Source organism: Lentzea kentuckyensis (genome assembly GCF_002150765.1).
Lineage (GTDB): Bacteria > Actinomycetota > Actinomycetes > Mycobacteriales > Pseudonocardiaceae > Lentzea > Lentzea kentuckyensis.
The window spans coordinates 1-25,955 of record NZ_MUYM01000031.1 but is presented as its reverse complement, the minus strand read 5'-3'; the positions used below and the strand labels follow the sequence as shown (position 1 = coordinate 25,955).

The window sequence follows — 25,955 nt, the reverse complement described above, 5'->3', positions numbered from 1 at the left end:
TTCATGATGGGGAGCCATGACGTTCTCCACAGCGGCTGGACGGTTCCGCATCTTCGCCCTGGCCGAGGCGATCTCCTGGGCGGGGCTGCTGCTCGGGATGTTCTTCAAGTACGTGGTCGTGCAGAACGAGATCGGCGTCAAGATCTTCGGCCCGATCCACGGCCTGATCTTCGTGGGCTTCGTGCTCGTGACGCTGATGGCCAAGGATCCGCTGAAGTGGGACGTCCGCACGCTGGTGCTCGGCCTGGTGTCGAGCATCCCGCCGTTCGGCACGGTGATCTTCGAGCGCTGGGCCACGAAGACCGGCCGTCTCAACGAGACCTCTACCGCACCAGGCGCCGAACAGCTCTGAGCTCGCCCTGCGGATCGCCCTCGTGGTAGATCCGCTCGGACTGCTCGATGTTGTCCAGGAACAGCTGGTACTTCACGGCCTTGTGCAGGTGGTCAGCGCGGCGGCCGACGTCGAGCGCCTTGAGCGGCTCGCTGTCCGGCCGCAGCGCGAGCCACGCCTCGCTCCACACCTTCGCGATGTGGTCGCGGAGATCGGGCGCGCAGTAGTCGATCAGCCGGCACGCGTCGAGCGCCGGGTGGCCCCACACGGCATCGCCCCAGTCGATGATCCTGCCGCCGGTGCGCCAGTTGCCGGGGTGGAAGTCGCCGTGCGTGAGCGTGTCCGGCAGCCCGAACGACGGCATCGGGACCGCGGTCGGACGGATCCGCGGCGGGCCCGCGAGCGCGTGTTGCACGGCGACCCAGCGCGGCAGGACCAGGTCGACGTGCTCGGGCTCGACCGGCCAGCACTTGTCGCTCGGAGCGTCGCCCAGCAGCACCCGTTGCGGCGCGGACGCGATGACGTCCGGAACCAGCGTCGGATCGTGCTCGGCGATCATCTCGATCACCTGGGCCTCGTCGGCGAAGAACGGCGGGCTCGCCTTCAGCCACACCGGCCCGTCCGCGGTCGGCAGGCGATGGACCGTCGAGAGGTTCCAGGTGCGGACCTGGACGGCCGGCCCGGTGCGGTCGATCTTCGTGTCCGCCCACGCGATCAGTTCCGCCGGTCCGCCCATCCGCGCGTACGGGAGCCGGAACTCCGCGTCCGCCTCGGGTTCGCGTGCCGGGTGGAGCCTCGTGCGGTCGGGCTCGCCGAGCGCTTCGACGTGGTAGGTGACCAGGCCGCCCATCTTCGGCATCGACGCGCCGCGGACCGAGACCAGCCGCAGCACGGTCGTGGGCACGCCGAGCAGGCGTTCCAGAGCCTCGTTGACGGGTTCGACGTGGTACCAGTCCGCTGACTCGATCGGGAACAGCTCCGTCCGGCCCGCGAACCCGCTGGGTGTGCTGACCAGGGCGATGACTGTTCGTCGGGTCACCGGACGAGTTCCCGGACCGCGCGGAGCTCCGTCTGCGGATCGCCCTCGTGGTAGATCCGTTCGGACTGCTCGATGTTGTCGAGGAACTCCTGGTACTTCACGGCGTTGTGCAGGTGCGACGCGCGGCGGGCGAGTTCGAGCGCTTTGAGCGGCTCGCTGTCCGGACGGTGGGTGAGCCAGGCTTCGCTCCACACCCGGCTGATCATGTCGCGCAGGTCGGGGAAGTTCTCCATGAGCCGGCACGCGTCCAGGGACGGGTGCCCCCAGCAGGCGTCGGACCAGTCGATCACCACACCGCTGCTGCGCCAGTTGCCGGGGTGGAAGTCACCGTGCGTCAGCGTGTCCGGCAGCCCGAACGACGGCATCGGCACCGTGGTCGGCGGGAGCTGCGGCTCACCAGCGAGCGCGTGCTGCACCGCGACCCAGCGCGGCACGACCCGCTCGACCATTTCCTCGGTCAGGTGCCAGCAGTTGCCGCCGTCGGCCTGGCTGAGCAGCACCCGGTTCGGTGCGCTGGCGAGCACCTCTGGCACCAGGGTCGGGTCGTGTGCGGCGACCATTTTGATCACCTCGCCCTCGTCGGCGAAGAACGACGGGACGGCCTTGAGCCACACCGGTCCGTTCGCGGTGGGCAGCCGGTGCACGCTCGACAGGTTCCAGGTCCTGATCTGCTCGGCCGGCCCGGTGCGGGTGATCACCGTGTCGGCCCACTCGACCAGCTCGGCCGGTCCGCCTTTGCGTGCCCAGGGGTGGCGGTGTTCGGCGTCGGGCTCGGGTTCCTCGGCGGGCTCGAGGTGCGTGCGGTCCGGTTCGCCGTGCGCCTCGACGTGGTAGGTGACAGTGCCGCCGAACGGAACCACGCCGCCGTCCGTCGACACCAGTCGCAGCACGCTCGTTTCGACGCCCAGCAGGTCGCGGAGAACCCTGTTGACCGGCTCGACGTGGTTCCAGTTCGGTGTCTCGACCGGGATCGGGCCGGTGCGGCCGGTGAATCCGCTGGGGGTGCTGACCAGGGCGATGATCGAGCGGTCCGGGCGGTCGAAGATCATTGGAGCTCCCTGATGGTCCTGAGCTCGATCTCCACGCCGCCGAGGTGGTAGATCCGCTCCGCTTCCTCGATGTTGTCCAGGAACTCCTGGATCTTCACCGCGCTGTGCAGCAGGTGGGCGCGCTTGGCGACCTCCAGTGCCTCGCGCGGACGGCTTTCCGGTCGGTGGCGCAGCCAGGCCTCGGTCCACACGCGACTGATCAGCTCGTGGTGCTCGGGCCGCGCGACTTCGAGCAGCCGGCAGAGGTCGAGCGCCGGGTGACCCCAGGAGGCGTCGGACCAGTCGATGATCTTGCCGTTGGCTCGCCAGTTGCCGGGGTGGAAGTCGCCGTGCAGCAGTGTGTCGGGCAGGCCGAAGTCCGGCATCGGCACCGGAGTCGGGCGCACCAGGGGCTCGCCGGCCAGGGCGTGCTGCACGGCGACCCAGCGCGGCACGATGTCCTCGACGTACTCCGGTTCGAGCGGCCAGCCGGACCCACCCGGTTCGTCGCGCAGCAGTACGCGGTGCGGCGCGGACGCGATCAGGCCGGGGACGAGCGCCGGGTCGTGCGCGGCGACGATCTTGATCAGCGTGCCCTCGTCGGCGAAGAACGGCGGTACGGCCTTGAGCCACACCGGTCCTTGTTCGGTGGGCAGCCGGTGCACGCTCGAGAGGTTCCAGGTGCGCATCTGGACGGGCGGGTCGGTGCGTACGACCTGGGTGTCGGCCCAGGCGATCAGGTCGGCCGGGCCACCTCTGCGCGCCCACTCCTGGCGGTGTTCGGCGTCGGGTTCGGGTTCGTCGGCGTCGTGCAGGCTCGTGCGGTCGGGTTCGCCGTGCGCTTCGACGTGGTAGGTGACCAGGCCGCCGGCGGGAGACCTGCCGTTCTCGACGGAGACCAGCCGCAGGACGCTCGTGGGCACGCCGAGAAGCTGTTCGAGCTTCTCGTTGACCTCGTCGACCTGGTTCCAGAACGGTGAGGAGACCGGGATGGCGTCGGTGCGGCCCGCGAACCCGCTGGGTGCGCTGACCAACGCGATGATCGACCGTTCCTTCACGGGAACATCATCGCGACGGCCTCAACCGGATTTCAGTCCTCGAAATCGCCGCTGGCTCGGCGGACCTTGGCGAGCAGATCGGTGAGCTGCTCGGTCTGCCGGTCGGTGAGGCCCTTGAGGCCCAGGTTGACCTCGACGACGGCCGCGGTCGCGTCCTCGCGGCGCTGCAGGCCCGCGTCGGTGATCTCCACCAGCGTGGTGCGGCGGTCGGTCGGGTGCGGGGTGCGGCGGACCAGGCCGTCGCTCTCCAGCCTGTCGACGATGTTCGTGACGCTCGTGGGGTGCAGCTGCAAGCGCTCTCCCATGACGCGCATCGGCAGCGCGCCCTTGCGGGAGAAGAAGAGCAGCACCAACGCCTCGTAGCGCGCGAACGTGAGTCCGTGCGGTTTGAGGGCTGCGTCCACGGCGGACTGGATGATTTGCTGGACACGCATGACGCTCGTGACGGCCGCCATCGACGTCGCCGAACCGACGCGCTCGTCCCACAGGTCGGCCGCGCGGGCGATCGGATCGAACGGCAGCGGTGTCATGGGGACCGAAGCTACCAGTCAGTACACCCGAGGATCATCAGGAGGCTCGTGTGCTTGTCGCGTTCAGCGTCGCTCCGTCCGGTTCGGACTCGTCGGGAAGCGTGGCGAAGGCCGTCGCCGAGGCGATCCGGGTCGTGCGGGAGTCCGGGCTGCCCAATGAGACGAACGCGATGTTCACCTTGATCGAGGGCGAGTGGGACGAGGTGATGGCCGTGGTCAAGCGCGCGACGGAGGTCGTGCAGGCCAGCGCCCCGCGAGTGTCCCTCGTGCTCAAGGCGGACATCCGGCCCGGCTACACCGGGCAGCTCACGGCCAAGGTGCAACGGGTGGAGGAGCACCTTTCCGACACGCCATGATTTCCGCGCTACAGCGGCTCGCGGCGTTGTTCGTCTCCTCGGATGGCCGAACGCTCTACGCCGGCTCGGTGAGTGGATCCGTGCACCGGCGTTCGCTGGGTTAGCGTGTCGGGCGTGGACGCGAGGCAACTGTGGTTGAGGTTCGAGCCTTACCACGACGTCACGTACTTCACGCCCGAATCCCGCGCGGCGACCGACGCGCTGGGCTGCAAGGGCGGGTGGATGGGGTACTTCGGCATGCGCGCGGCACCTTTGGGCGCCGCGTCGCCGGAACTCGTGACGGCCGTTTTCTACAACTTCGCCCCACGCATGGTCGCGCGCGCTCTGCCAGACGCGTGGGCGGTCGCCTCTCCTGAGTCCTATTTGCGTGTGCGTCTATCGGGCGTTGACGGGGCGCTGCGGCGGATGTTGGGCGACATCGACACGCCTGAAATCCGCGAGGCTGCTTCTTTGGCCCGTGAGGCCGCTCTGGCCGTTTGTGTCGCGGGGCGTCCGTTGGCGGCCGCGAACCGTGCGTTGCCATGGCCCGTTGAGCCGCATTTGGCGTTGTGGCATGCGTGCACGATTTTGCGTGAGGCCCGCGGTGATGGCCATGTGGCTGCGTTGGTGGCCCATGGTGTGGGACCGTGCCAAGCGCTTGCGCTCTACGCGCGTGAGCATTCCCTCGATCCGGCATACATGCGTGCCGCGCGTGGTTGGACCGTCGAGGAGTGGGACGCCGTTGCGGACCTGCCCGGTGATCTCGCCGCGGTGGAGCGTGCGACCGATTCGGCCGCTGCTTTGCCGTGGGAGGTGTTGGGTGAAGGTCCGACATCGCGGTTCATCGACCTGATGACACCGCTCGCTCTACGCATCGCTTCGGCCAATGAGGCGATGCGCGTCAACCAGATGGCCCTGGACCCGGTCCGGGAACTAGCCGTGCCAGGATGGAACACGTGACAAGGCCTGATCCTCGCAAGACCGCCGCACTGTCCGCCGCGCTCTCGGGCGCCGTCGATCTCGGTGCCCTGAAGGCGCGTGCCGACGCCGCCCGTCAGGCCGCCGTTGCGCCTCCTGCTTCACCTGGTGCCGACAACGGCACCGCGCCTTGGATCGTGGACGTCACGGAGGCGTCGTTCCAGGCTGTCGTCGAGCAGTCGCTGCAGGTGCCCGTGGTGGTCCTGCTGGGCGCCTCGTACAGCCCCGAGTCGCAGCAGCTGGCTGCCTCGCTGACCCGTTTCGCCTCGGCTTCCGGCGGGTCCTGGATTCTCGCGCGGGTCGATCTGGAGGCCGCGCCTCGGATCGGACAGGCGTTCGGGGTTCAGTCCGTGCCCACCGTGGTGGCTGTCGCCGCTGGTCAGCCCATTGATGCTTTTGCCGGACCGCTGGCCGATGCCGAGTTGTCGGCGTGGATCGCGCGGTTGCTGGACGCGTTGCGGGAGCGGCTGCCGGGGATTCGGGCCGGGGAGGCTCGGGCAGGGGAGGTTCCTGGTGCCCCTGCCGAGGAGTTGATCGAGGATCCTCGGATCGTTGCTGCTGAGGAGGCCTTTGAGCGGGGCGATTACGTTGCTGCTCAGGGGTATTACTCGGAGATTCTGGCCTCTGAGCCTGGGAACGAGTTGGCCAAGGAAGGGTTGGCGCAGGCTCGGTTCGCTGAGCGGGCTGAGGGTGTGGACCCCGCGGTGATCGCCAAGGCCGATGCCGCTTTGGAGGATGTCGAGGCTCAGCTTGCCGCTGCTGACGCTCAGGTGGCGTTGCAGCAGGTTGAGGAGGCTTTTCGGCGGTTGGTCGACACTGTTCGGCGGGTTTACGGGGAGGACCGGGATCGGGTTCGGTCGCATTTGGTCGGGTTGTTCGAGTTGTTCCCGGCTGATGATCCTCGGGTGGCCGCGGCTCGGCGGAATCTGGCTTCTGCGTTGTACTGAGGGTGCGGGGCTCGTTCCGAGTCGCGGCCGTGCGGGTGGTCACCTTGCGAGCGGCGCGTCACGAGCCGCACTGGGAGCGGCAATAGCTTCAGCGCGACTCGTGACGGGGACCCCACCGCCGGGCTCGCTTGCTCAGTTCTGGGGTGCGCTCGGCTTCGCCGTTGCGGACGGCTCGGCTTCGCCTTCGCGTCGTTACGAAGCGGGGACTGCTGCTGCGCTGTCGGTGAAGATTTGGTCCACCGTCGGGCCGTTTGGCGACGGTGCCTGGTTCTTCATGGGCACTCGGCCCTCGGAGCGCATGTCCTCGGACAGGTCGGGATCGCGCGGGGTCGAGATGGCGCCGTTGTCTACGCCCACTACGCACATCGCTACGGACGTGCAGCCGTAGACGGGGCCTTCTGGGCCGTCGTACCAGTGCTGCAGGTAGAAGACGTACTTGCCCTTTGGCAGGGCCGAGGTCGCGTCCGCGATGGTGGTCTCGGGCTGGCGGGAGAACTCCACCACGGCCTTGGAGACGCCGGGCTTGCTCGACTTGTCCACCTGGATCGCCACGTTGGACGTGCGGTGGGCCGGCTTACCGGGGTCGGTGTACTCCTTGCCTTCTGTCACGCCGTTGATGGTGCCGAGTACGACTAGCTGTGATTGGGCGGCTAGTTGTTCGACGGTTTCCGGCTCGTCTGGCATTGAGCCCTGGACGGTGTGTGCGTCCCAGAAACCTGGAGTTGCTGTGGGGGTGGGGGCGGGAGTGGACGAGCACGCGGTGAGCGCCAGTGCGGCGGCGCCCACCAACAACATGGTGCGCATTTGGATCCTCATCAGTAGGCGCCGTTGATGTGGTTCTTGTCGTGCGTGGAGTAGTAGTTGTGGTCCGGGTTGCCGCGCATGCACGAGCGGTTTGGCGTGGTGTACGAGCTGTTCTTGCCCGATGCGTGGCCCAGGCCCACGGTGTGGCCGATTTCGTGGCAGCCGAGGGACTTGTAGTTGCTGTGCGGGAGCTTGTTGTTGATTACCAGCTCGTGCTGGTCGCACTTGGCCGCGTTGACGCGCTTGATGCAGCTTGCCCAGGCGTAGGCGTTTCTGAGGTCTGCCGGTGGGTTCCAGGTGGAGTACACCCACACGTCGACCTTGGTGTTGTACGTGGTGTTCACGCTGGTGGTCATGTCCGTTGGCGCTAGCGAGTTCTTGCGCGCCCAGTCGACGCCGGACTTCTGCGCCGCGCTCAGGTCGTCGTCGAAGAAGAAGCTGTGTGCCTTGTTGTCCGCGTGCGGGCTGAAGCTGTTGGCGGACGCCGTCAAGGGCGCCGCCACCAGCAGAACCAGTGCGGAGATCAGCACGGCGAACGTTCGCTGTTTCCCCATGTCACCAGGTTGTCAGTGGGCGCTGACAGATTGGTGACACCGAGCGTTACTTCGGCACCCGACGATCTTCGCCTGAACGGGTGACATAGCCTGGCGCCGGCAGATCCAGTTGAGACGGACAGGGGGAACGATGGGCACCGGATTCCACGCCGAACCAGAGGGTTTGAAGCACACGGCGACGCACGACATCGGCAAGCTCATCGACCACACGCACTCCTCCCGCGGCAAGATCGCGCAGACCGAGCAGCTCGACGGGCAGGCGTTTGCCGGGGACGTCGAGGTCTACGAGGCGCACAACGAGTGGTACGGCGCGCGGTCGATGCTTCTGAGTGTGTTCTCCAGGAACGAGGAGAACCTCGACCTGGCGCAGAAGGCCCTCATCGAGGTCGCCGAGCGGTACATCGCCGCGGACACGGAGAACCAGCGGGCGTTCGGGGGGATCCTGTCGTGAGCTGGGCCAACGACATGCAGAAGCACGCCGACTACTTCTGCCGGAAGTTCGACGAGCAGGAGGACTGGTTCTTTCCGGACCACCTGGAGAAGAACGCCAGCTACCCGACGGCGAAGGAGGACGTTCAGCTCCTCTTCGCCAAGTTCGGGCGGTTCATCGACGTCGACGTGGCGCTCGCGGGTGTGCGCGAGGAGATCTCGTTGCTGTCCAAGGCGGCGGACGACATCGACCAGGACTTCTGCGAGGGCGTGCTCAACGACATCGACCTCTACCTGGAGAACTGGGAGGGCGACGCCGCCGACGGCTTCCGCTCGTACCTGCGCGGCCAGCCGAGCATCGAGGGCGCGCTCGCTCGTAAGCGGGACGTCGTCCGTGCCGCGAAGTACGCGATGCAGGCCTACGAGAAGGCGATCACGAGCTTCCGCGACGACGTGCTGTCCTTCGTCGAGGCCGGCCAGAAGGGTGTCCAGGCCGGTGAGATCAGGGACGCCAAGATCATGATCACGCTCGCGTCCGCCGCGGTGTCGATCGGGGTCGCGGCCGCTACCGCCGGTACCGGTGCGGCGTTCATCGCCACGTTGGCGGTGGGTGACGCGTTGCAGACCGGTGCGGCCGGCGTGAACTCGACCGTGCTCGACGCGAGCAGCACCGAGGAGGTCATCGGCACGCTTGCGGTCAAGGGCGAGCCCATCCTCGAGACCGGCCGGCGGCAGCTGGAGAAGGTTCGCATGGGCTTTCGCGCGGTGGGCGAGAGCATGGCCGGCGCCGGCATGCCCGAGGTCAACCCGCCGCGGCCGCGCCTGGTCACCGACGACGAGTTCAATCCTGACGACTTCCACCAGGACGGCCGCAAGCCGTCGGGCCGGATCAGCCACGACGACCTGGTGAAGGAGCCGAAACAAGCGGACAGCGGTCCCGCCCGGCCGGGCCTGTGACGGAGGACGCGGAGGCGCGCGCGGCACGGCTGCGCGCCCAGTCCGAGGAGGGCGTGGCGACGGCCGACCGCCGGCAGAACGCGCGCGAGTGGGCCGAGAAGCAGGTCGCCGCCGTTCGTGGCACCGCGCAGTCCGAACACGGTGACGTGAGCGCCACCGTCGACCACTCCGGCCTGCTCCTGCGGCTCGAACTGTCACCCCTCACCAAGCAGGCCAAGCACGACGACCTGGCGCACGCGATCACCGCTGTCGTGCGTCAGGCGACGGCCGACGCGCGGAACCAGGTGCGTGAGGTGTACGTGCGGCTGCAGAACGAGGGAGTGATCCGGGCGCTGCCGCCGTTCCTGCTGCCCGCACCCGAGACCGCAGCGGTGACGCTGGCATTGCCCGTGCGCGGCAACTCGCCGTCGAAACGGACCGGTGATCACGCCGAAGAGGGACCACCGGAGAGCTGGCTCAAGGAAGAACCCTGGTGAACCAGGTGCCTGACTTGCCGCCGAGATCGGCCGGTGAGGCAGGGCCGGCCGGGACGAACCCGGCCTTGGTCAACACCTTCCGGGACGCGGCGTTGTCGTGGGAGGTGGCCGCCAGCAACGTGCGCAGGCCGTGCTTCGCGGTCGCGATCCGGCACAGCTCCTGGACGGTCGCCGTCGCCACGCCCTGGCCGGCGACCTCCTCCGCGACCCGGTAGCCGAGTCTGGCGGTGCCGTCCTCCAGGTCGTACAGGTTGAACCTGCCGAGCACCGAACCGTCCTCGGCGACGAGCACGTAGAAGGCGCAGTCGCCGACCTCCTGCTCGGCCAGCAAGGCGTGGTACCCGTCGGTGAACCGGTCGAAGAAGTCGTCGCCGCGGTCGGGGATCGAGGCGGCGAAGTAGTCGCGGTTCGCCAGTTCGAAGGCCAGCACCGCGGAGGCGTGGCCGGCGTGCAGCCGGGTCAGCTCGGGCATTGCCGAATTCTCCTCAGGGGAGGGCTAGGGGCGGCGGCGTTCCAAAAGGACGGTGTCGCGCCATTCGCCGTGGTGCTGGGCGATTCGCTCACGCACGCCCACCGTTCGGAACCCCGCCTTGTGGTGCAGCGCGATGCTGGCCCGGTTCTCCGGGAAGATCACCGCCTGCAGGGTCCACAGGTCGTCCGCGTCGGCGGCCGAAACCTGGTGGTGCAGCAGGGTTTTCCCGACACCTCGGCCCTGGTGCGACTCGCTGACGTAGATCGACGTCTCGACCACTCCGGCGTAGCACTCGCGAGCCGAGACCGGGGTGGCGGCGGCCCAGCCCGCTGTCTGGCCGTCCACCTCGGCGATCCAGCGGTGGTCCGGGAGCCACTTGGATTCGAGGCTGCGGCGGGAGGGGACCTCGGTTGCGAACGTGGCGTTGCCAGAGGCGATGCCTTCACCGTAGATGCGGCGGACGTCCGGCCAGTCGGCGGCGGTCATCGGGCGCATCGTCACGCCGGGGACCGGGCGGACCGAGCCGGTGGTCAGGGCGCCCATCACCGCGTCCGCGGCCTGGGGGAGGCCCGCGCAACAGGCCGGGTTGACCGTGACGAGGGTGGCGGTGCCCTCGCGCTGGACGTGGACGAAGCCGACCTCCGCCAGTTTGCGGACGTGGTGCGAGCAGGTGGACTGACTCACGCCGAGCAGGGTCGTCAACTCGCCGACGGTCACCGCGCCCGGTGCTGAGGCCACGTGGTGGAGCAGCCGGACGCGGGTGGGGTCGGACAGCGTCGCGAACCAACTGGCGTAGGTCGCGGCTTCGTCAGTTAGCACGAAGCAAGTATCGACATTGGTCGATGGAGGATCAAATCGAATACTTCTTCACGCAGAGCGAGGAGCCGCGGAAGAAGCCGTCGCCGAACGCCTCCACGCGGGCGAAGCCGGAGGGGACCGCTTTGCCGTTCACGTCGGCGGCGATGAGGCTGTCGTCGGCCAGCAGCTCCGCCACGGCCTCGTCCAGGTCGCCGGGGGACAGCCGCAGGCCCGCCGCCGGGTCCGGGCGGTTGGTGAGGCCCGCCCAGGCGCCCGTCAGGCAGGCGGTGCGCTGGCCGGCCGCCTCGTCGTCCAGCTTGAAGCCGGTCGCGTGCTGGATGGAGAGGGAGAAGCGGGAGGCGATGACGGCGAACGCCGCGAAGTCGCCGATGCCGCCCTTGGAGCCCTTCTTCGGGGGCGTGCCGATCTTGACCAGGTTCGGCAGGTCCAGCTGCACCTGGTTGAGCGCGGGGCAGTAGGAGGCAGGGGACGTGGTCTGGGCGTCGTTGCACGGCTTGATGCCGCCCTGGTCGAACGCGGGGAAGGCCGCGCCGCTCGACTTGTAGGCGTCGCGCAGTGACTCCTCCAGGGCCTTGAGGTATTTGTCCTCACTGATCTTGGCGTTGCCGCGCCCCTGACCCTGGTCCTTGTCGGACAGGTCGAACGGACGCTCGGTGATGCGCTTGGCGATCTCGGCCTCGTTGATCTCGGCGCAGCGGGCGGCGCCACGGGTGAAGCCGAACTGGAAGGACGAGACGCGGTCGAACGCGCTGCCGTGGGCGCCCTGCTTCTCGAAGGACGTGCCGGCCGCGTCACGGATGAAGAACATCGTCTGCAGGACCTGGTTGAGGCCCTCGCCGGTGGACAGTTCGAAGTGCTTCGACTTGTTCTCGGCGATCCAGCGCATGAAGACGCCGGTGTAGCAGTCGGCCTGCTGTTCCTTGACGATCGACGGGGTGTTGGCGCCGATGTTCGAGGCCGGGCCGAGCTTGTACTGGACGGCGTGGCCCATCTCGTGGGCGAGGACCGTCACGACGGCCATCGGGCCGAAGGAGTCCTTCAGCATCGGGAGCAGTTCGCCGCGATCCCAGGTGATGCTGTCGTCGAGCGCGCAGTAGAACGCGTTGGCGACACCGGTGGTGTTGAGCTTGCACACCTCGACGCCCTTGCCGTTGGAGTCGTAGGAGATGAAGCGCTTGACCGGCTCGAAGTTCTTCCCGGCGAAGGACTGCGGGATCTCGGCCTTCCAGAACTCCTGCACGTCGGCGAGGGTGTTGATGGCCAGCTGGTCCATCTCGCCGCCGTCGCCGTTCTCCACGCTCAGGTCCGCGCCCGGCACGCCCGCTCTGGGGCCGGACGGGCCGTTGGAGATCTCCAGGCCCGCGACCTTCGTGGGGTCGGGACGTTCGCCCTTCGGTTCACCCTCGACCACGGACGCACAGGCGGTCAGGGCTGCGGTCGCGACCAGCGCGACGGCGATTCGTCCGATCCCCATGAGGGCGAACCCTACTAAGCGCGGTTCTGGGCCGTTCGGCAAGTACCAGGGGCCAAACGTGAAAACCTCTCACCCTCAGGGGTGATTTCAAGACTGCGGGGACTCGTTTTCGTTGTATCACCGATGTTTCGGAGCGCACAGTCCCACCCTGCAAGCCTTCGGTGTGGAAGGAGTTTGGCGGTATGGGTAGAACGCGCTGGGCACGGTTCGTCGGGGTGCTCGGTATGGGTGCCGTGGGCGCGGGTGTGCTCCTCTTCGGCATGTCCCAGGGAGCGCTGGCCGCATCGTTCGCGGTGTCCGGCACGAGCTTCAAGGTGGGCTCGTCGAACTTGGAGGGCCAGGGGTTCGTCCAGTTCGGTGGTATTGACGCGAACGTGAACGGCCAGCCGCACGTTGTCGCGGTCAGCGGTTTCAAGACCGCGACGCTCGACAAGTTCTGCCAGTCGGTGTTCGTGCCCGGCATGCCGATCGTCGGTGACGTGACGTTGCGCATCACCGCGGCGGACGTCGACGGCATGTCGGCGGACAACCTGGTCGTCGGTCTGACCGACCTCAACGGTGATCTCGTGCTCGAGAACCCCGAGATCGGCATCGACGCGAGCAAGGTGAACAAGGGACCGGCCAACCTCAAGGGTCTGCCGGGTTCGTTCGGTCTGCAGGCTGACACGGCGAAGATCGCCAACCTGCAGCAGACGGCCTGGTCCACGACGGCTCAGACCATCAGGTTCAAGGGCATGAGCCTGACCATTCGCACGGGGAAGCAAGAGTGCTTCTGAGGGCCTGGCGCGCCTTCACCGCATGGCGACGTGGCCGGCCCTTCTGGGCCGGCCTGTTCGTGGCCGGAGGCGCTTTGATCATTCTGGTTCCGCCGTACGCCAACCTGAAGCTCGGCGACATGGTCGTTTCGATCCAGACGCTCGGCGGTGTGTCCGCCCTGCTGATCGGCTCGTTGCTGGCCGTCTGCGCGGTGTCGTTGTGGGTGGCGCCCAAGTTCCGGCTCGCGGCGGGCATCGTCACGGTGCTGCTGTCGCTGGTCGCGCTCGTGGTGACCAACCTCGGCGGGTTCCTCGTCGGCACCATCCTGAGTCTCCTCGGCGGAGCGCTCGCGGTGGCGTGGACGGACGTGGCCAAGGAGCCGAAGAAGGCGAAGCGCGGACACGGCGCGGAACCCGAGCAGGAATCCGGTTCGAGCTCCGAGCCGGGCCCTGAGCAGACCCAGAGGGTTCAACCCACATGATGCGAACACAGCCGATGGCCGCGGTCGCCATGGTCGCGGTTCTGGCGCTGCAACCGCCGTCGAGCCCCGAGCCGGAGCCCCCGGCGAGCAGCAGCTCACCGGCTCCGACGACGAGTTCCGAGCCGCCACCTGTGTCGAGCACCAGCGCCACTCCGCCGCCGGCGTCCTCATCCGTGCCGACGCCTCCGTCGAGCACGGAGCCGCCTTCGACGACGCCGGCGCCCCCGCCACCGGCCCCTGCCCCGGTGGCGGCGGGAGGGCGGGAGTGGACCCTGACGGCGTCCAGGCTGGAACTCGGCGGCCTGAACTTCGTCGGGGTCGTCGACTCGGTGGTGAACGGCAAGGTCCTCAAGGTCCTGAAGTTCACGACGAGCGACATGAAGATCAAGGACCTGGTGCAGACGGCCGACGCCTCGCCGGGGTACAAGATCGTCACCGCGGCGCGCGCCGGCAGCACCTCCACGGTGAACCGGACGAAGCTCCCCGGCCAGCCGCAACCGCCGCCGCTGATCGAGCTGTTCACGGTGCAGCTCAAGGGCAACCTGGACATCCTCGGCATCAAGATCCCGGTCGACTACACGGCCGCCCACCCGCCGCCCCTGAACGTGCCGTTCGCGACGTTCACCGAGGTCACGGTGCGCAACACGGATCTGATCGGTGGCAACCTGACGATTCCGGGCGCGCGGATCTCCGTCGTGGCAGACCAGGCGCCGGTCAACAGACGCTGAAGCCCGCACAAGCCATGAGGCTGTGCGGGCTTCCGCTTGTCCGGATCAGGTCAGAGCCCGCACTTCTTCGGGCCCTCGAACACGCCCTCCCGGAACCGGGCCACCCGCTCGAACCCGGGATCCACCGCGTCCTCGCCCTTCGAGTCACGGGCCGCGTAGTCGAAGCGCAGCAGCACGGTCACGGCCTCGTCGAAGTCACCCGGCGAGAGTCCGAACCCGTCCTGACGCTGGAACACCGCGCCCGTGTACGCGCCGGCCAGGCACAGGGCGGCCGCGGAGGCCTTCTCACCCTCGGTCGGCTTGCCCTGCGCGGCGAGCTCGGCCATGGCGTACCTGGTCGCGATCAACGTGCCGGTCGCGTAGTCACCGAGTTCTTTGTGCAGGAGCGGTAGCTCGTCCTTGATGTCGATCTTGATCGTCTTGTCCGACGGGCAGTACGCGACCGGACCCTGGTCGCCGGAGCAGGTCGGTTCGGTCTGCGCGGCCTCGGCCTTCGGCGACGGCCAGGTCTTGCCGGACGCCGTGGCCAGGCCCTTGAAGTAACCGTCGAGGTCCGGCGTCACCGACTCGAGCATCTCCGAGAACTGCAGGTTGCCGCCGCTCGCGCGGTCCTTGATCGTGGTGAACGCGCGCTGCGTGAACTGGCGGTTCTGCACCGACATCTGAGCGCAGAACTTGGTGCCCTGCTCGTAGCCGTCCTGGAACGCCGCCACGCGGTCGAACGCGCTGCCGTGCGCCTGCTCGTCTTCCGGGGACGTGCCGACCGGGTCGCGGAACGTGATCAGCGCGCCCAGGGCCTTGTCCAGGGCGTCCGTGCCGATGTCGAGGCGCCCGGACTTGCCGTCGGTGACGTTGCGGACGAACGAGCCCGCGAAGCAGTCGGCCTGGGCCTCGGTGAGGATCGTCGGGTACTTCTCCGGTTCGCGGCGCTCGGCCTCCGGCGTGATGCCCATCCGGTTCTGCACCGCGTGGCCGATCTCGTGCGCCAGCACCACGACCACCGCGGCCTCGCCGAAGCGGTCCTGCAGCACCGGCAGCAGCGACGCGCGGTCCCAGGCGATCGCGTCGGCGGCCGGGCAGTAGAACGCGTTGCCCTCCACGTCCGCGGCCTTCTGCGTGCACGGCGGGGGCTTCGCGGTGGCGTCCGCGGTGTCGACGGAGTAGTAACCGCCGCTCAGCGGCTTCCACGGCTTGTTGAACGTCTGCTGGAACGACGCCTGCCAGAACGCGTCGATGTCCGTGAGCGCGGTCGCCGCCAGCTTGTCGATCGGGCCGTTGTCCGAGCCGCGCACCTGGACGGTCTCGGTGGAGGCCTCCTTCTTCACCACCTTGGCGGCACGCGGGCGCCCGGGAATCTGGGCGGTGCAGCCCACCGCGAGCAGGGCGGTGGCGACGATCAGCGCGATGCTCCGGTGCCGCATGGACCCATTGTGCCTGCCGGTCGGCTCGAGGGGCGTCCTACTCGTCGAACTCAGGCGCATACAGAAGCCAACGTGTGGCGAGCTGATCAGGTTCACCGGGCCGGAGTCCGCCGACCGACTTACATTTCCATCTGTGCGCGAATTGCTGTTCGCGGCGTTGCTCCTTCTCGGCCCTCCCACCGGGGCCGATCCGACGATGCCCGGTTGCGTCGGGGGCATCGCGCCGGACCCGCGCCATGGCGCGATCACCGGCCCCGGCACCGTCTACCGCACCCTCGACGCGGTTCCCGGCGGCGTCTACGACCTGTCCGTGTGGGCGGGCAGCCTGAAACCGGGGCCGACGACCGCGACCGGGCTGCAGTTCGTCGACGGCGCCGGCGTCCAGACCGGGCGGACCTACGCCCGCTGGCCACGGCAGACACAACCGAAGCGGTACAACAGCTACGGCATGATCGCGCCGCCGAACGCCGCCGCGGTGCGGTTCTTCGCGACCACGACCACGGAGATCCACTGGGACTGCGTGTTCCTCCGGGTGTCCGCCTACGAGGTCGGCCTCGAAGCGGCCCAGACCACCCTGAAGGTCACCGTCACCAACACCGGCAGCGAACCGCTGACCAGCCTGAAGCTCACCGTCACCGGGTGCGCGGACTTCCCGCCGTTCGACCTGAAAGACCAGGTCGTCCACACCTGTCCGGGCAGCCCACCGGCCACCGCGACGGTGTCCGGCGCGCTCTACTGGAACGGAGCGCTGCCGGACAGGTCAGAGCGCGTCGGCCTCGGTGACGGGCTCCGGAACCAGCCACAGCACACCGGCCGGCGGTAGCTGCAACAACGCCGAGTGCGGACGCCCGTGCCACGGCCTGGCCTCGGTCTCCACGCCACCGAGGTTGCCCACACCGGAACCGCCGTAGTGCGCGGCGTCGGTGTTCACGAGCTCCTTCCACCGACCGGCGGACGGCAGACCGACGCGGTAGTCGTGGTGCGGCATCCCGGCGAAGTTCGCCACGCACACCAGCTGCGACCCGTCCTCACCGATCCGCAGGAACGACAGCACGTTGCCACCGGAGTCGTTCGCGTCGATCCACTGGAAGCCCTCGGGCGTCACGTCGTGCGAGAACAACGCCGCCGCCGTCTTGTACACCGAGTTCAGGTCGCGCATCAGCTTCTGGATGCCCTGGTGCAACGGTTCCTGCTCGACGAGGTGCCAGTCGAGCGATCGGGACTCCGACCACTCCTGCCGCTGCCCGAACTCGCCACCCATGAACAGCAGCTGCTTGCCCGGATGGGCCCACATGAACGCCAGCAGCGACCGCACGCCCGCGGCCTTGTTCCAGTCGTCGCCCGGCATCCGGCCCCACAGCGAGCCCTTGCCGTGCACCACCTCGTCGTGCGAGAGCGGCAGCACGAAGTTCTCACTCCACGCGTACACCAGCGAGAACGTCATCTCGTTGTGGTGGAACGACCGGTGGATCGGCTCACGCGACAGGTAGTGCAGCGTGTCGTGCATCCAGCCCATGTTCCACTTGAACCCGAACCCGAGCCCGCCCAGGTGCGTCGGCCGCGTCACGCCCGGCCACGCGGTGGACTCCTCGGCGATCATCACGACACCGGGGTGCCGCCGGTACACGGTCGCGTTCAGCTCCTGCAGGAACCGCACCGCGTCGAGGTTCTCCCGGCCGCCGTACTCGTTCGGCAGCCACTGGCCCTCGGGCCGCGAGTAGTCGAGGTAGAGCATCGAGGCGACGGCGTCCACCCGCAGACCGTCGAGGTGGAACTCCTCGATCCAGTACAGCGCGTTCGCCACCAGGAAGTTGCGCACCTCGTTGCGCCCGAAGTCGAAGACGTACGTGCCCCAGTCGAGCTGCTCACCGCGGCGCGGGTCGGCGTGCTCGTACAGCGCGGTGCCGTCGAACTTCGCGAGCGCCCAGGCGTCCTTCGGGAAGTGCGCGGGCACCCAGTCGACCAGCACGCCGATGCCGCGCTGGTGCAACGTGTCCACGAAGTACCGGAAGTCGTCCGGCGACCCGAACCGCGACGTCGGCGCGTAGTACGAGGTGACCTGGTAGCCCCACGAACCGCCGAACGGGTGCTCGGCGACGGGCAGCATCTCGACGTGCGTGAAGCCCATGTCCTCGCAGTAGTCCGCGAGCTCGGTCGCGAGCTCCCGGTAGCCGAGACCGGGCTTCCACGAGCCGAGATGCACCTCGTAGATCGACATCGGCGCGTTCGCCCACTGCGTGGCCTCGCGCCGGGCCTCCCACTCCGCGTCCTGCCACTGGTACTCGGACCGCGTGACGACCGAGGCGGTCTGCGGCGGGACCTCCGTGGCGAACGCCATCGGGTCGGCCTTCTCGTGCCACACGCCGTCCTGGCCGAGGATGCGGAACTTGTACCGCGAACCCACCACGACGTTCGGCAGGAACACTTCCCACACACCGCTGGAACCCATGGAGCGCAACGGGTTCGCGCGTCCGTCCCAGCCGTCGAAGTCACCCGTCACGCGCACGCCGCGCGCGTTCGGCGCCCACACCGCGAACGAGACACCGGTGATGTCACCGGAAGCCGTTTCGTAGCAACGGACATGCGCGCCGAGCACGTCCCACAGCCGTTCGTGCCGGCCCTCACCGATGAGGTGCAGGTCCAGCTCGCCCACGGTAGGCAGCCACCGGTACGGGTCGTCGACCTCGACCGCGGGGCCGCCGTTGTACGTGACCAGCAACCGGTAGTCGCCGGGCGCCTCCGGCAGTTCGCCCTCGAAGAGCGCGTCGGCGATGCGTGGCAGCTCGACCTGCTTGTCGCCCCACGCCACCGCGACCGAGGTCGCGCCGGGCCGCAGGGCCCGCGCGATCACCTGGTCGCCGACGGTGTGCACACCCAGCACCGAGTGCGGGTCGTGGTGCGCACCTGACAGGAGTCGGTCCAGGTCGGCCTTCACGGCTTAGTCTCCTCCAGAAGTCATCCGGGCGATCGACGACAGCGGAACCGTCAACCACTCCGGCCTGTTGGCGTGCTCGTAAGCGACCTCGTAGACCGCCTTGTCCAGCTCGAACGCGCGCAGCAGGTGCGCGTTGTCCCGCGGATCGGCCGCCACCTCGGCGTACCCGTCGCAGAACGCCGCCCGGTTGCGCTTCGTCCACTCCATCGCCCGGTAGGCGAGCTGGTCGTCGTCGGGCTGGCCGATCAGCAGCTGCCGGGCCGCGTAGTCGAACGACCTCAGCATCCCCGCCACGTCCCGCAACGGCGACTTCAGCGCGTTGCGTTCGGCGACGCCCGCCGCCGGCTCGCCCTCGAAGTCGATCAGCAGCCAGCCGTGCACCGTGCGCAGCACCTGGCCCAGGTGCAGGTCGCCGTGGATGTGCTGGATCGGGATCTTCCCGATGTGCAGCCGGGCCTCCTCGAACGTGGCGCGCACCGGCTCCTCGTAGCGGGCCAGTTCCGGCACGGCCTCCAGCACGGTGTCCAGGCGGCGCTGCATGCCCGCGATGGCGTGCGAGATCGCGTCCTCGTCCGCCAGCCGCGTGCCGAGTGCCTCGGCGAGGTCCGCGTGCACCTTCGCCACGGCGTGCCCGAGGCGGCAGGCCTCGCCGGCGAAGTCGCCGCCGACCTCGTCCGCGTGCAGGTCGGCCTCGGCCATCAGGTCACGCACCGAGGTCTTGGCCATGTCCCAGCCCTCGACCGCGTCCGGCAGGAACTCCTGCAGCATCGCGAGCGTGACCTGGTCGCCGTCCAGCTCGGTCGAGATCGACCCGAGCGGCAGCGCGATGTGCTCGCAGCCGACGGACCGCAACGCCCGGTGCATCACCAGGTCGCGGTTCTCGCCGCGGGCGAGCTTGCGGAAGATCTTCAGGATGTACTGCTGGCCGTAGATCAGCGACGTGTTGGACTGCTCGACGCCGATCGGCCTGCCGCGCAACGTCGTGCGCAGCTCGACACCCTGCTCGTGCGCGAACGTGATGTCGCCGACGCGTTCGCCGGTGGCGATCTTGGTCAGCAGTAAGCCGTTGCGTTCCGGATCCGCGGTGGCGTCGAAGCCCTCGGAATGTTCGCTGAGGAGCAGTTGGTACTCCTCGGTGCGGCCGGGCTGCTCGACGTCGACGATCACGTGCACCAGATCGTCGGACAGCGGTGTCGTCCGCAGTGGACGGACGGCGTTGATCGGGCGGTCCTTGCCGCCGAACCAGCGCAGCGTGGGCAGCACGTCGGGCAGGGTGGTGACCAGCTTGTCGGTGAGCTCGTCGGGGTCGATCACGCGCGATTCACCTCTTCTCGCCGTCGTCGCCCGCCTCTACCAGCTGGAACCAGTAGAAACCGTGACCAGGAAGGGTCAGCAGGTAGGGGAGTTCCCCGATCGCGGGGAATTTGACACCTCCGGTGAGCTCCATGGGCGCGTAGTCGCGGTGCTCGGAGAGGTCCAGCTCGACGGGTTGAGGGAAGCGGGACAGGTTGTTCACGCAGAGCACGATGTCCTCGCGGCCGTCGGGACGCTTCCACTGCCGCTTGTACGCGAGCACGCTCGGGTTCGAGCCACCGAGCTCGGTGAAGTCGCCCTCGGCGAACGCGTGGTGCTGCTTGCGCACCTCGATCATGTGCCGGGTCCAGTTGAGCAACGACGTCGAGCTGTTCAGCTGCGCCTCGACGTTCAGGCCCTGGTAGCCGTACACCGGGTCCATGATCACCGGCAGGTAGATCCGGCCGGGGTCGCAGGAGGAGAACCCCGCGTTGCGGTCCGGGGTCCACTGCATCGGCGTGCGCACGGCGTCCCGGTCGGCGAGCCAGATGTTGTCGCCCATGCCGATCTCGTCGCCGTAGTAAAGGACCGGTGAGCCGGGCAGCGACAGCAGCAGCGCGGTGAACAGCTCGTGCTGGTTGCGGTCGTTCTCCAGCAGCGGGGCGAGCCGTCGGCGGATGCCGATGTTCGCCTTCATCCGCGGGTCCTTCGCGTACTCCGCGTACATGTAGTCGCGTTCCTCGTCGCTGACCATTTCGAGCGTGAGCTCGTCGTGGTTGCGCAGGAAGATGCCCCACTGGGCGTTCTCCGGGATCGACGGCGTCTGCGCCAGGATCTCCGAGATCGGGAACCGCGACTCGCGCCGCACCGCCATGAAGATGCGCGGCATCAGCGGGAAGTGGAACGCCATGTGGCACTCGTCGCCGCCGATCGCCGGGTCGCCGAAGTACTCGACCACGTCCGACGGCCACTGGTTCGCCTCGGCGAGCAGCACCCGGCCGGGGAACTCGTCGTCGACGACCTTGCGGCACTTCTTCAGGAACTCGTGCGTGCGCGGCAGGTTCTCGCAGATCGTGCCTTCCTCTTCGAAGAGGTACGGCACGGCGTCGAGACGGAACCCGTCGATGCCGAGGTCGAGCCAGAACCGCAGGATGTCGAGCATCGCCTCCTGCACTTCCGGGTTCTCGTAGTTGAGGTCCGGCTGGTGACTGAAGAAGCGGTGCCAGAAGAACTGCCCGCGCACCGGGTCGTACGTCCAGTTCGACGTCTCCGTGTCGACGAAGATGATCCGCGCGTCGCTGTAGCGCGAGTCGTCGTCGCTCCACACGTAGTAGTCGCCGTACGGGCCGTCCGGGTTCTGCCGCGACTCCTGGAACCACGGGTGCGCGTCGCTGGTGTGGTTGAGCACCAGGTCGGTGATCACCCGGATCCCGCGCCGGTGCGCCTCCTCCAGCAGGTACACGAAGTCCTCGACGGTGCCGAACTCCGGCAGCACCGCGCGGAAGTCGCTGATGTCGTACCCGCCGTCGCGCAACGGAGAGGCGTAGAACGGCGGCAGCCAGAGGCAGTCGACGCCGAGCCACTCCAGGTAGTCGAGGCGGGAGGCGAGTCCTCTGAGGTCGCCGGTGCCGTCGCCGTTGGAGTCGCTGAACGCGCGGACCAGGACCTCGTAGAAGACAGCGCCCTTGAACCAGCTCGGGTTCGCCGACGCCGGCCTGGCTGACTTGAAGTCCTCGGACTGCGGCTCGACCAGCATTCCCTGATCGTCCATGGCTTCACCGGTGTGCGGAACGCCTTCCAGCCCCAGCGCCGCATCGGGACGGGTGTCTTCGTTCATGATCTCCCACCTCGTCGGGGGTTTCTCCATGAACGGCGCTTTCATGGACCTGAGGTCCACAAAAGAGCCGTTCATGGATTTAGCTGAAGCGGCGCTGCAGGCTCACGACGTGCGCGGTGGCACGCCACGGCTCGAGCCGGACGTAGTTGGCCTGGCCCCAGTCCCAGGTTTCGCCGGTGACTTCGTCGTGCGCGATCACGCGCTCGTGCCAGTCGAACCCGAGCTCGGGCAGGTCCAGGTACAACGTCCCCTCCTGCCCGTTGTGCGGGTCGAGGCTGACGACGACCACGACCGTGTCGCCCGTCTCCGGGTCACGCTTGGAGAAGGCGACCAACGCGTCGTTCTCGATGTGCTGGAACTTCAGCGTGCGCATCTGCTGGAGCGCCGGATGCGCTTTGCGGATGTGGTTCAGCTTGCGCAGCCACGGTTCGAGACTTCGCCCGTCCGCCAGAGCGCGGGCGAAGTCGCGGGGCCGCAGCTGGTACTTCTCGGAGTTGAGGTACTCCTCGCTGCCGGGCTTCACGGCCTCGTGCTCGAACAGCTCGTAGCCGCTGTACACGCCCCACGTGGGGGAGAGCGTCGCCGCGAGTGCCGCGCGGAGCCCGAACATGCCGGGACCGCCGTGCTGCAGCGACTCGTGCAGGATGTCCGGCGTGTTGACGAAGAGGTTCGGCCGCGCCTCGTCCCAGTGGTCGCGCAGGTCCTCGCCGAACTCGATCAGCTCCTGCTTGCTCGTCCGCCACGTGAAGTACGTGTAGGACTGCGTGAAGCCGAGCTTGGCCAGGCCGTAGAGCCGGGCCGGCCGGGTGAAGGCCTCGGACAGGAACAGCGTGTCCGGGTAGACCTCCTTGACCTTCCAGATCAGCCACTGCCAGAAGTCCGGCGGCTTAGTGTGCGGGTTGTCGACCCGGAAGATCCGCACCCCGTGCTCGGCCCAGTAGAGGACCACGCGCAGCACCTCGTGGTAGAGGCCCTGCGGGTCGAGGTCGAAGTTGATCGGGTAGATGTCCTGGTACTTCTTGGGCGGGTTCTCCGCGTACGCGATCGTGCCGTCGGGCCGGGTGGTGAACCACTCCGGGTGCTTGAGCACCCACGGGTGGTCCGGCGCGCACTGCAGGGCGAAGTCGAGCGCCACTTCGAGGCCGAGCTCGTGGGCCCGCTCGACGAGCGCGTCGAAGTCCTCGATCGTGCCGAGCTCCGGCGCGATGGCGTCGTGCCCGCCCTCGTCCGCGCCGATGGCCCACGGCGAACCGCAGTCCTCCGGGCTCGCGACGAGAGTGTTGTTGGGGCCCTTCCGGTTCACGCGGCCCACCGGGTGGATCGGCGGGAAGTAGACGACGTCGAAGCCCATCGCCGCGACCCGGTCGAGCTCCTTGGCCGCGGTGGCGAACGTGCCGTGCACCGCCTGGCCGGTCTCGTCGATCCCGCCGGTGCTGCGCGGGAAGAACTCGTACCAGGAACCGAATGCGGCCTTCTTGCGGTCGCACCAGATCTTGTGGGTCTTGCCCTTGGTGATCAGCTCGCGCACGGGGTGCTCGAACATGATCTTCTGGACGTCGTCGGCGAACGCCGGCGCGACGCGTTCGTTCAGCGGCCGGTCCTCGTCGCGGAGTGCTTGCGCCGCAGACGTGAGGAGTGCTCGCTCCTGCCTTCGATCGGGTCGCCTTGCCACCCGATCGAGTAGCAGCGCGCCCAGTTCAAGATCGTTTGCGAGATCACCGGGGCCCTGCCCGGCCGCGATCTTCACCTCAACGGCGTGGTTCCAGGTGCCCCAGGGGTCACTCCACGCATCGATCCGGAACGTCCACGCGCCTTCCGCGTCCGGAACGATGGTCGCGCCCCACCGGTCGAGGCCGATTCCGACCTCGTGCATTCTCGTCTGCCTGGCGACTCGGTCCTTCGGTCCGCGCCACGTGACTGTCGCCGCGAGTTTGTCGTGACCCTCGCGCCACACTGTGGCTGCCACCGGAATGTGTTCTCCCACAACGGCTTTGGCTGGATACCTACCAGCCGACACCACCGGGGATACGTCGTCGATACCGAGTCGTCCACTCATCCGGCAGCGCCCTTCGCCGTGTCGCTCCGCGTCGCTCGCAATCCTGCCTTGCTCGATCAAGCGGCCTGTCAGCGGGTTACCCCATCCAGGTCCGTACCCATCTGATGTCGATCGCACACCTTGAGCCGCTCGTGTGTCCAGAGCCACTCGCCATCACATGACCACTTCACGTCCTCTCTCCAGTGGACCGTTCCCAGGTAACTCACATCGTTACGAAGGGGCTACAGGTAGCCTCCCGCGCGTGAACAAGCTTGGCGACCGCTACGTCCTGCTCGACCAGCTCGGTGCCGGTGCGATGGGCGTCGTGTGGCGTGCGCGCGACGAGCTCCTGCACCGGGACGTCGCGGTCAAGCAGATGCTGTTGAACGACGTTCAGCCGCACGAGGCCCACGAGGCCGTTCAACGCGCGATGAGGGAAGGGCGCATCGCCGCGCGCCTGCAGCACCCGAACGCGATCGCCGTGTACGACGTCGTGGTCGAGGACGGCAAGCCGTGTCTGGTCATGGAGTACCTGCCGTCCAAGAACCTCTCCGCGATCCTGAGTGAGCGCGGTCCGATGCCTCCACAGGAGGCCGCCCGGATCGGCTCCCTGGCTGCGGGTGCGCTGGCCGCCGCCCACGACGCGGGCATCGTGCACCGCGACATCAAGCCCGGCAACGTCCTCATTGGACGTGACGGCGCCGTCAAGATCACCGACTTCGGCATCTCGCGCGCCCTCGGCGACGTCGCGGTGACCAAGACCGGCATGCTCGCCGGCACGCCCGCCTACCTGGCGCCCGAACTGGCCCGCGGCGCCGACCCCGCGCCGGCGTCGGACATGTTCTCGCTCGGCGCGACGATCTACGCGATGACCGAGGGCGAACCGCCGTTCGGCAAGAGCACGAACGACCTGGGCCTGCTCTACAAGGTCGCGCGCGGTGAGACCCGCCCACCGGTGCGCTCGGGCCCGCTGACGGGGTTGCTGGTGCGGATGCTCGCCAACGAGCCGTCGCAACGCCCCACCGCCGCGCAGGCGGCCCAGGAGCTGAAGGCGATCGCGTCCGGCGCCGTCGCCACGGCGACGCGGGTGATCCCGCCGGGCCCGCCGCCCCGCTCCGGCACCGCCGTGATGCCGTCCTCCGGCCCCGGCACCCAGGGCCCGCGCTCGCTGCCGCCGCAGGGCCCGCCCCCGCGCACCCGGCCGCCCGCACCGCTGCCGGAGCCCGAGTACGAACCGGAGCCCGAGCCGAAGAAGAACCGGGGCCTGGCGATCGCCGCCGCGGTCCTCGGCGTGCTGCTGATCGCCGGCATCGCCTACGCGATCGTCCAGAGCAACAAGGCCGACAACAACGCGGACGGCCCCACGACGTCCCAGACCACCCCGGCCGAGACGGTGGTGACGACCACGGAGAAGCCGGTCACGAGCACCCCCGCGGCCACGTCGCAGAAGCCGACGCAGACCAAGACGAGCCAGCCCCCGTCGTCGGCGCCGCCCGCCAGCAAGTTCTCGAAGGCCCAGGTCACCAAGTTCGTGCAGAACCACTACGCGAAGCTGCCGAAGGACGTCGAGGGCGCCCGCGCGGACTGGGACCCGCAGGAGGCCCCGAGCCTGAACTCCGAGAAGGAGTACTGGAGCGCCTACAACAAGGTCGCGATCCAGGGTGCCCCGCTGGTGGTGGCGTCCGACGACGGCACGTTCTCGGTGACGACGGCCCTGCAGCTGACCGAGGCGGAGACGAACAAGACCACCACCGAGGAGCACACGCTCAAGATCTCCGGGAAGGGCGCGGAACTGCTGATCGTCAACGAGAGCAGGGGCTGACGCGCCCGGTTCCGGTATCGGCTGCTCACGGGCGGTTCGCGTCTTGACCGGTTCTGCAAGTCGTTGCAGGTGTGACCGGGAACGTTGTCAGGCCCTCGGGGGTGGCAGGTAAGTTCGCTCGTCATGCGAGCACTTCGCCGGTTCACCGTCCGAGCCAGCCTGCCGGAGCCCCTGTCCGCGCTGAGCACGCTCGCCACCAACCTGCGCTGGACGTGGCATCCGCCCACGCAGGACCTCTTCGCCTCGATCGACCCACGCGTCTGGTCCGAGGTGGGTGGCGACCCGTTGCGCCTGCTCTCCGTCGTGGACGCGGGCAAACTCGAGTCACTCGCGAGAGACGAGCAGTTCCTGCTCAGGCTTCACGCGCTGGCGTCCGACCTGGAGCGTTACGTCCAGGGACCACGCTGGTACCAGCG

General features: G+C 68.3%; 27 protein-coding genes. 13 read left to right on the top strand and 14 right to left on the bottom strand.

Annotated features, from left to right (window positions below; all coding sequences use genetic code 11):
* The first annotated feature begins 16 nt into the window (after positions 1–16).
* Positions 17–352: a DUF3817 domain-containing protein gene (locus tag B0F77_RS16455; protein WP_086663776.1), complete on the top strand. Its 336-nt coding sequence runs from the start codon at positions 17–19 to the stop codon at positions 350–352.
* On the opposite strand, the gene B0F77_RS16450 is transcribed toward B0F77_RS16455, so the two are convergent.
* The 4 genes from B0F77_RS16450 to B0F77_RS16435 are packed head-to-tail and all read right to left on the bottom strand — an operon-like array spanning position 324 to position 3,986.
* Entirely contained in the window at positions 324–1,370 is a 1,047-nt protein-coding gene (locus tag B0F77_RS16450) for a phosphotransferase (protein WP_143466774.1), read from the bottom strand. The two genes, B0F77_RS16455 and B0F77_RS16450, sit on opposite strands and share 29 nt — an antisense overlap.
* A complete protein-coding gene (locus B0F77_RS47900; protein ID WP_086663775.1) occupies positions 1,367–2,419 on the bottom strand; it encodes a phosphotransferase in 1,053 nt (350 codons plus the stop codon). The genes B0F77_RS16450 and B0F77_RS47900 overlap by 4 nt, the downstream gene beginning before the upstream one ends.
* Positions 2,416–3,456 (bottom strand): phosphotransferase, encoded by a 1,041-nt coding sequence (locus B0F77_RS16440; protein ID WP_086663774.1) that lies wholly within the window; start codon positions 3,454–3,456, stop codon positions 2,416–2,418. Before B0F77_RS16440 ends, B0F77_RS47900 begins: the two co-directional genes overlap by 4 nt.
* 32 nt (positions 3,457–3,488) lie before the next feature.
* Positions 3,489–3,986 carry a MarR family winged helix-turn-helix transcriptional regulator gene (locus tag B0F77_RS16435; protein WP_086663773.1) on the bottom strand — a complete coding sequence of 166 codons (498 nt, stop codon included), beginning with the start codon at positions 3,984–3,986 and terminating at the stop codon, positions 3,489–3,491.
* Between the two features lie 50 nt (positions 3,987–4,036).
* Between B0F77_RS16435 and B0F77_RS16430 the strand changes: the two genes are divergently transcribed.
* The 3 genes from B0F77_RS16430 (at position 4,037) to B0F77_RS16420 (ending at position 6,246) form a co-directional block, all read left to right on the top strand.
* Entirely contained in the window at positions 4,037–4,342 is a 306-nt protein-coding gene (locus tag B0F77_RS16430) for an MTH1187 family thiamine-binding protein (protein ID WP_086663772.1), read from the top strand.
* A 114-nt stretch (positions 4,343–4,456) separates the two neighbouring features.
* On the top strand, positions 4,457–5,281 hold the full coding sequence (locus B0F77_RS16425) for an SCO6745 family protein (protein ID WP_086663827.1): 825 nt from the start codon (positions 4,457–4,459) through the stop codon (positions 5,279–5,281).
* The gene (locus B0F77_RS16420; RefSeq protein WP_211293833.1) at positions 5,278–6,246 is read left to right on the top strand and encodes a tetratricopeptide repeat protein; all 969 of its coding nucleotides are present in this window, start codon (positions 5,278–5,280) and stop codon (positions 6,244–6,246) included. The genes B0F77_RS16425 and B0F77_RS16420 overlap by 4 nt, the downstream gene beginning before the upstream one ends.
* 192 nt (positions 6,247–6,438) lie before the next feature.
* On the opposite strand, the gene B0F77_RS16415 is transcribed toward B0F77_RS16420, so the two are convergent.
* Both B0F77_RS16415 and B0F77_RS16410 read right to left on the bottom strand, forming a co-directional pair.
* Positions 6,439–6,855: a hypothetical protein gene (locus B0F77_RS16415; RefSeq protein WP_211293832.1), complete on the bottom strand. Its 417-nt coding sequence runs from the start codon at positions 6,853–6,855 to the stop codon at positions 6,439–6,441.
* A gap of 206 nt (positions 6,856–7,061) precedes the next feature.
* On the bottom strand, positions 7,062–7,604 hold the full coding sequence (locus tag B0F77_RS16410; protein ID WP_211293831.1) for a hypothetical protein: 543 nt from the start codon (positions 7,602–7,604) through the stop codon (positions 7,062–7,064).
* A 130-nt stretch (positions 7,605–7,734) separates the two neighbouring features.
* Here B0F77_RS16410 and B0F77_RS16405 point away from each other — a divergent pair, with 130 nt between their 5' ends.
* From B0F77_RS16405 to B0F77_RS16395, 3 genes are read left to right on the top strand one after another with little or no spacing between them, the layout of a single operon-like run.
* Complete coding sequence (locus B0F77_RS16405) at positions 7,735–8,055, top strand: hypothetical protein (RefSeq protein ID WP_086663770.1); 321 nt, start codon at positions 7,735–7,737, stop codon at positions 8,053–8,055.
* Complete coding sequence (locus tag B0F77_RS16400) at positions 8,052–8,990, top strand: hypothetical protein (protein WP_086663769.1); 939 nt, start codon at positions 8,052–8,054, stop codon at positions 8,988–8,990. The genes B0F77_RS16405 and B0F77_RS16400 overlap by 4 nt, the downstream gene beginning before the upstream one ends.
* Positions 8,987–9,466, top strand: a complete 480-nt coding sequence (locus tag B0F77_RS16395; RefSeq protein WP_086663768.1) for a YbaB/EbfC family nucleoid-associated protein — start codon at positions 8,987–8,989, stop codon at positions 9,464–9,466. Before B0F77_RS16400 ends, B0F77_RS16395 begins: the two co-directional genes overlap by 4 nt.
* Here B0F77_RS16395 and B0F77_RS16390 read toward each other — a convergent pair.
* From B0F77_RS16390 to B0F77_RS16380, 3 genes are read right to left on the bottom strand one after another with little or no spacing between them, the layout of a single operon-like run.
* Positions 9,447–9,938, bottom strand: coding sequence for a GNAT family N-acetyltransferase (locus B0F77_RS16390; protein ID WP_086663767.1), 492 nt, complete (start codon positions 9,936–9,938; stop codon positions 9,447–9,449). The two genes, B0F77_RS16395 and B0F77_RS16390, sit on opposite strands and share 20 nt — an antisense overlap.
* Before the next feature lie 24 nt (positions 9,939–9,962).
* On the bottom strand, positions 9,963–10,757 hold the full coding sequence (locus B0F77_RS16385) for a helix-turn-helix domain-containing GNAT family N-acetyltransferase (RefSeq protein WP_211293830.1): 795 nt from the start codon (positions 10,755–10,757) through the stop codon (positions 9,963–9,965).
* A gap of 31 nt (positions 10,758–10,788) precedes the next feature.
* Positions 10,789–12,231 (bottom strand): neutral zinc metallopeptidase, encoded by a 1,443-nt coding sequence (locus B0F77_RS16380; RefSeq protein ID WP_086663765.1) that lies wholly within the window; start codon positions 12,229–12,231, stop codon positions 10,789–10,791.
* Positions 12,232–12,413: 182 nt separating this feature from the next.
* Between B0F77_RS16380 and B0F77_RS16375 the strand changes: the two genes are divergently transcribed.
* From B0F77_RS16375 to B0F77_RS47895, 3 genes are read left to right on the top strand one after another with little or no spacing between them, the layout of a single operon-like run.
* On the top strand, positions 12,414–13,007 hold the full coding sequence (locus B0F77_RS16375) for a DUF6230 family protein (protein WP_086663764.1): 594 nt from the start codon (positions 12,414–12,416) through the stop codon (positions 13,005–13,007).
* Entirely contained in the window at positions 12,998–13,468 is a 471-nt protein-coding gene (locus B0F77_RS16370; protein ID WP_086663763.1) for a DUF6114 domain-containing protein, read from the top strand. The genes B0F77_RS16375 and B0F77_RS16370 overlap by 10 nt, the downstream gene beginning before the upstream one ends.
* Positions 13,465–14,196, top strand: a complete 732-nt coding sequence (locus B0F77_RS47895; protein WP_158102720.1) for a hypothetical protein — start codon at positions 13,465–13,467, stop codon at positions 14,194–14,196. Before B0F77_RS16370 ends, B0F77_RS47895 begins: the two co-directional genes overlap by 4 nt.
* Positions 14,197–14,246: 50 nt before the next feature.
* Here B0F77_RS47895 and B0F77_RS16360 read toward each other — a convergent pair whose 3' ends face one another.
* Entirely contained in the window at positions 14,247–15,617 is a 1,371-nt protein-coding gene (locus B0F77_RS16360) for a neutral zinc metallopeptidase (RefSeq protein ID WP_086663761.1), read from the bottom strand.
* A gap of 133 nt (positions 15,618–15,750) precedes the next feature.
* On the opposite strand from B0F77_RS16360, the gene B0F77_RS16355 reads away from it, so the two are divergent.
* On the top strand, positions 15,751–16,440 hold the full coding sequence (locus B0F77_RS16355) for a DUF7850 domain-containing protein (protein ID WP_086663760.1): 690 nt from the start codon (positions 15,751–15,753) through the stop codon (positions 16,438–16,440).
* Here the strand turns inward: B0F77_RS16355 and glgB are convergent.
* The 4 genes from glgB to B0F77_RS16335 form a co-directional block, all read right to left on the bottom strand.
* On the bottom strand, positions 16,378–18,552 hold the full coding sequence (gene glgB, locus B0F77_RS16350; protein ID WP_086663759.1) for a 1,4-alpha-glucan branching protein GlgB: 2,175 nt from the start codon (positions 18,550–18,552) through the stop codon (positions 16,378–16,380). The two genes, B0F77_RS16355 and glgB, sit on opposite strands and share 63 nt — an antisense overlap.
* 3 nt (positions 18,553–18,555) lie before the next feature.
* The gene (locus B0F77_RS16345) at positions 18,556–19,866 is read right to left on the bottom strand and encodes a maltokinase N-terminal cap-like domain-containing protein (RefSeq protein WP_086663758.1); all 1,311 of its coding nucleotides are present in this window, start codon (positions 19,864–19,866) and stop codon (positions 18,556–18,558) included.
* Positions 19,867–19,873: 7 nt separating this feature from the next.
* The gene (gene treS, locus B0F77_RS16340) at positions 19,874–21,682 is read right to left on the bottom strand and encodes a maltose alpha-D-glucosyltransferase (RefSeq protein ID WP_086663824.1); all 1,809 of its coding nucleotides are present in this window, start codon (positions 21,680–21,682) and stop codon (positions 19,874–19,876) included.
* Between the two features lie 79 nt (positions 21,683–21,761).
* Complete coding sequence (locus B0F77_RS16335; protein ID WP_086663757.1) at positions 21,762–23,738, bottom strand: alpha-1,4-glucan--maltose-1-phosphate maltosyltransferase; 1,977 nt, start codon at positions 23,736–23,738, stop codon at positions 21,762–21,764.
* A gap of 241 nt (positions 23,739–23,979) precedes the next feature.
* Here B0F77_RS16335 and B0F77_RS16330 point away from each other — a divergent pair, with 241 nt between their 5' ends.
* Together B0F77_RS16330 and B0F77_RS16325 are read left to right on the top strand one after the other, a co-directional pair.
* Positions 23,980–25,539 (top strand): serine/threonine-protein kinase, encoded by a 1,560-nt coding sequence (locus B0F77_RS16330; RefSeq protein WP_245848262.1) that lies wholly within the window; start codon positions 23,980–23,982, stop codon positions 25,537–25,539.
* A 123-nt stretch (positions 25,540–25,662) separates the two neighbouring features.
* The coding region (locus tag B0F77_RS16325; protein WP_143466770.1) for a DUF3417 domain-containing protein at positions 25,663–25,955 on the top strand (293 nt) is incomplete at its 3' end.

Coding starts and splice junctions, on each gene's coding strand:
- B0F77_RS16455 (WP_086663776.1), top strand. CDS start 17: ATGACGTTCTCCACAGCGGCTGGACGGTTCCGCATCTTCGCCCTGGCC.
- B0F77_RS47900 (WP_086663775.1), bottom strand. CDS start 2,419: ATGATCTTCGACCGCCCGGACCGCTCGATCATCGCCCTGGTCAGCACC.
- B0F77_RS16435 (WP_086663773.1), bottom strand. CDS start 3,986: ATGACACCGCTGCCGTTCGATCCGATCGCCCGCGCGGCCGACCTGTGG.
- B0F77_RS16410 (WP_211293831.1), bottom strand. CDS start 7,604: ATGGGGAAACAGCGAACGTTCGCCGTGCTGATCTCCGCACTGGTTCTG.
- B0F77_RS16405 (WP_086663770.1), top strand. CDS start 7,735: ATGGGCACCGGATTCCACGCCGAACCAGAGGGTTTGAAGCACACGGCG.
- B0F77_RS16390 (WP_086663767.1), bottom strand. CDS start 9,938: ATGCCCGAGCTGACCCGGCTGCACGCCGGCCACGCCTCCGCGGTGCTG.
- B0F77_RS16380 (WP_086663765.1), bottom strand. CDS start 12,231: ATGGGGATCGGACGAATCGCCGTCGCGCTGGTCGCGACCGCAGCCCTG.
- B0F77_RS16375 (WP_086663764.1), top strand. CDS start 12,414: ATGGGTAGAACGCGCTGGGCACGGTTCGTCGGGGTGCTCGGTATGGGT.
- B0F77_RS47895 (WP_158102720.1), top strand. CDS start 13,465: ATGATGCGAACACAGCCGATGGCCGCGGTCGCCATGGTCGCGGTTCTG.
- B0F77_RS16360 (WP_086663761.1), bottom strand. CDS start 15,617: ATGCGGCACCGGAGCATCGCGCTGATCGTCGCCACCGCCCTGCTCGCG.
- treS (WP_086663824.1), bottom strand. CDS start 21,682: ATGAACGAAGACACCCGTCCCGATGCGGCGCTGGGGCTGGAAGGCGTT.
- B0F77_RS16335 (WP_086663757.1), bottom strand. CDS start 23,738: ATGAGTGGACGACTCGGTATCGACGACGTATCCCCGGTGGTGTCGGCT.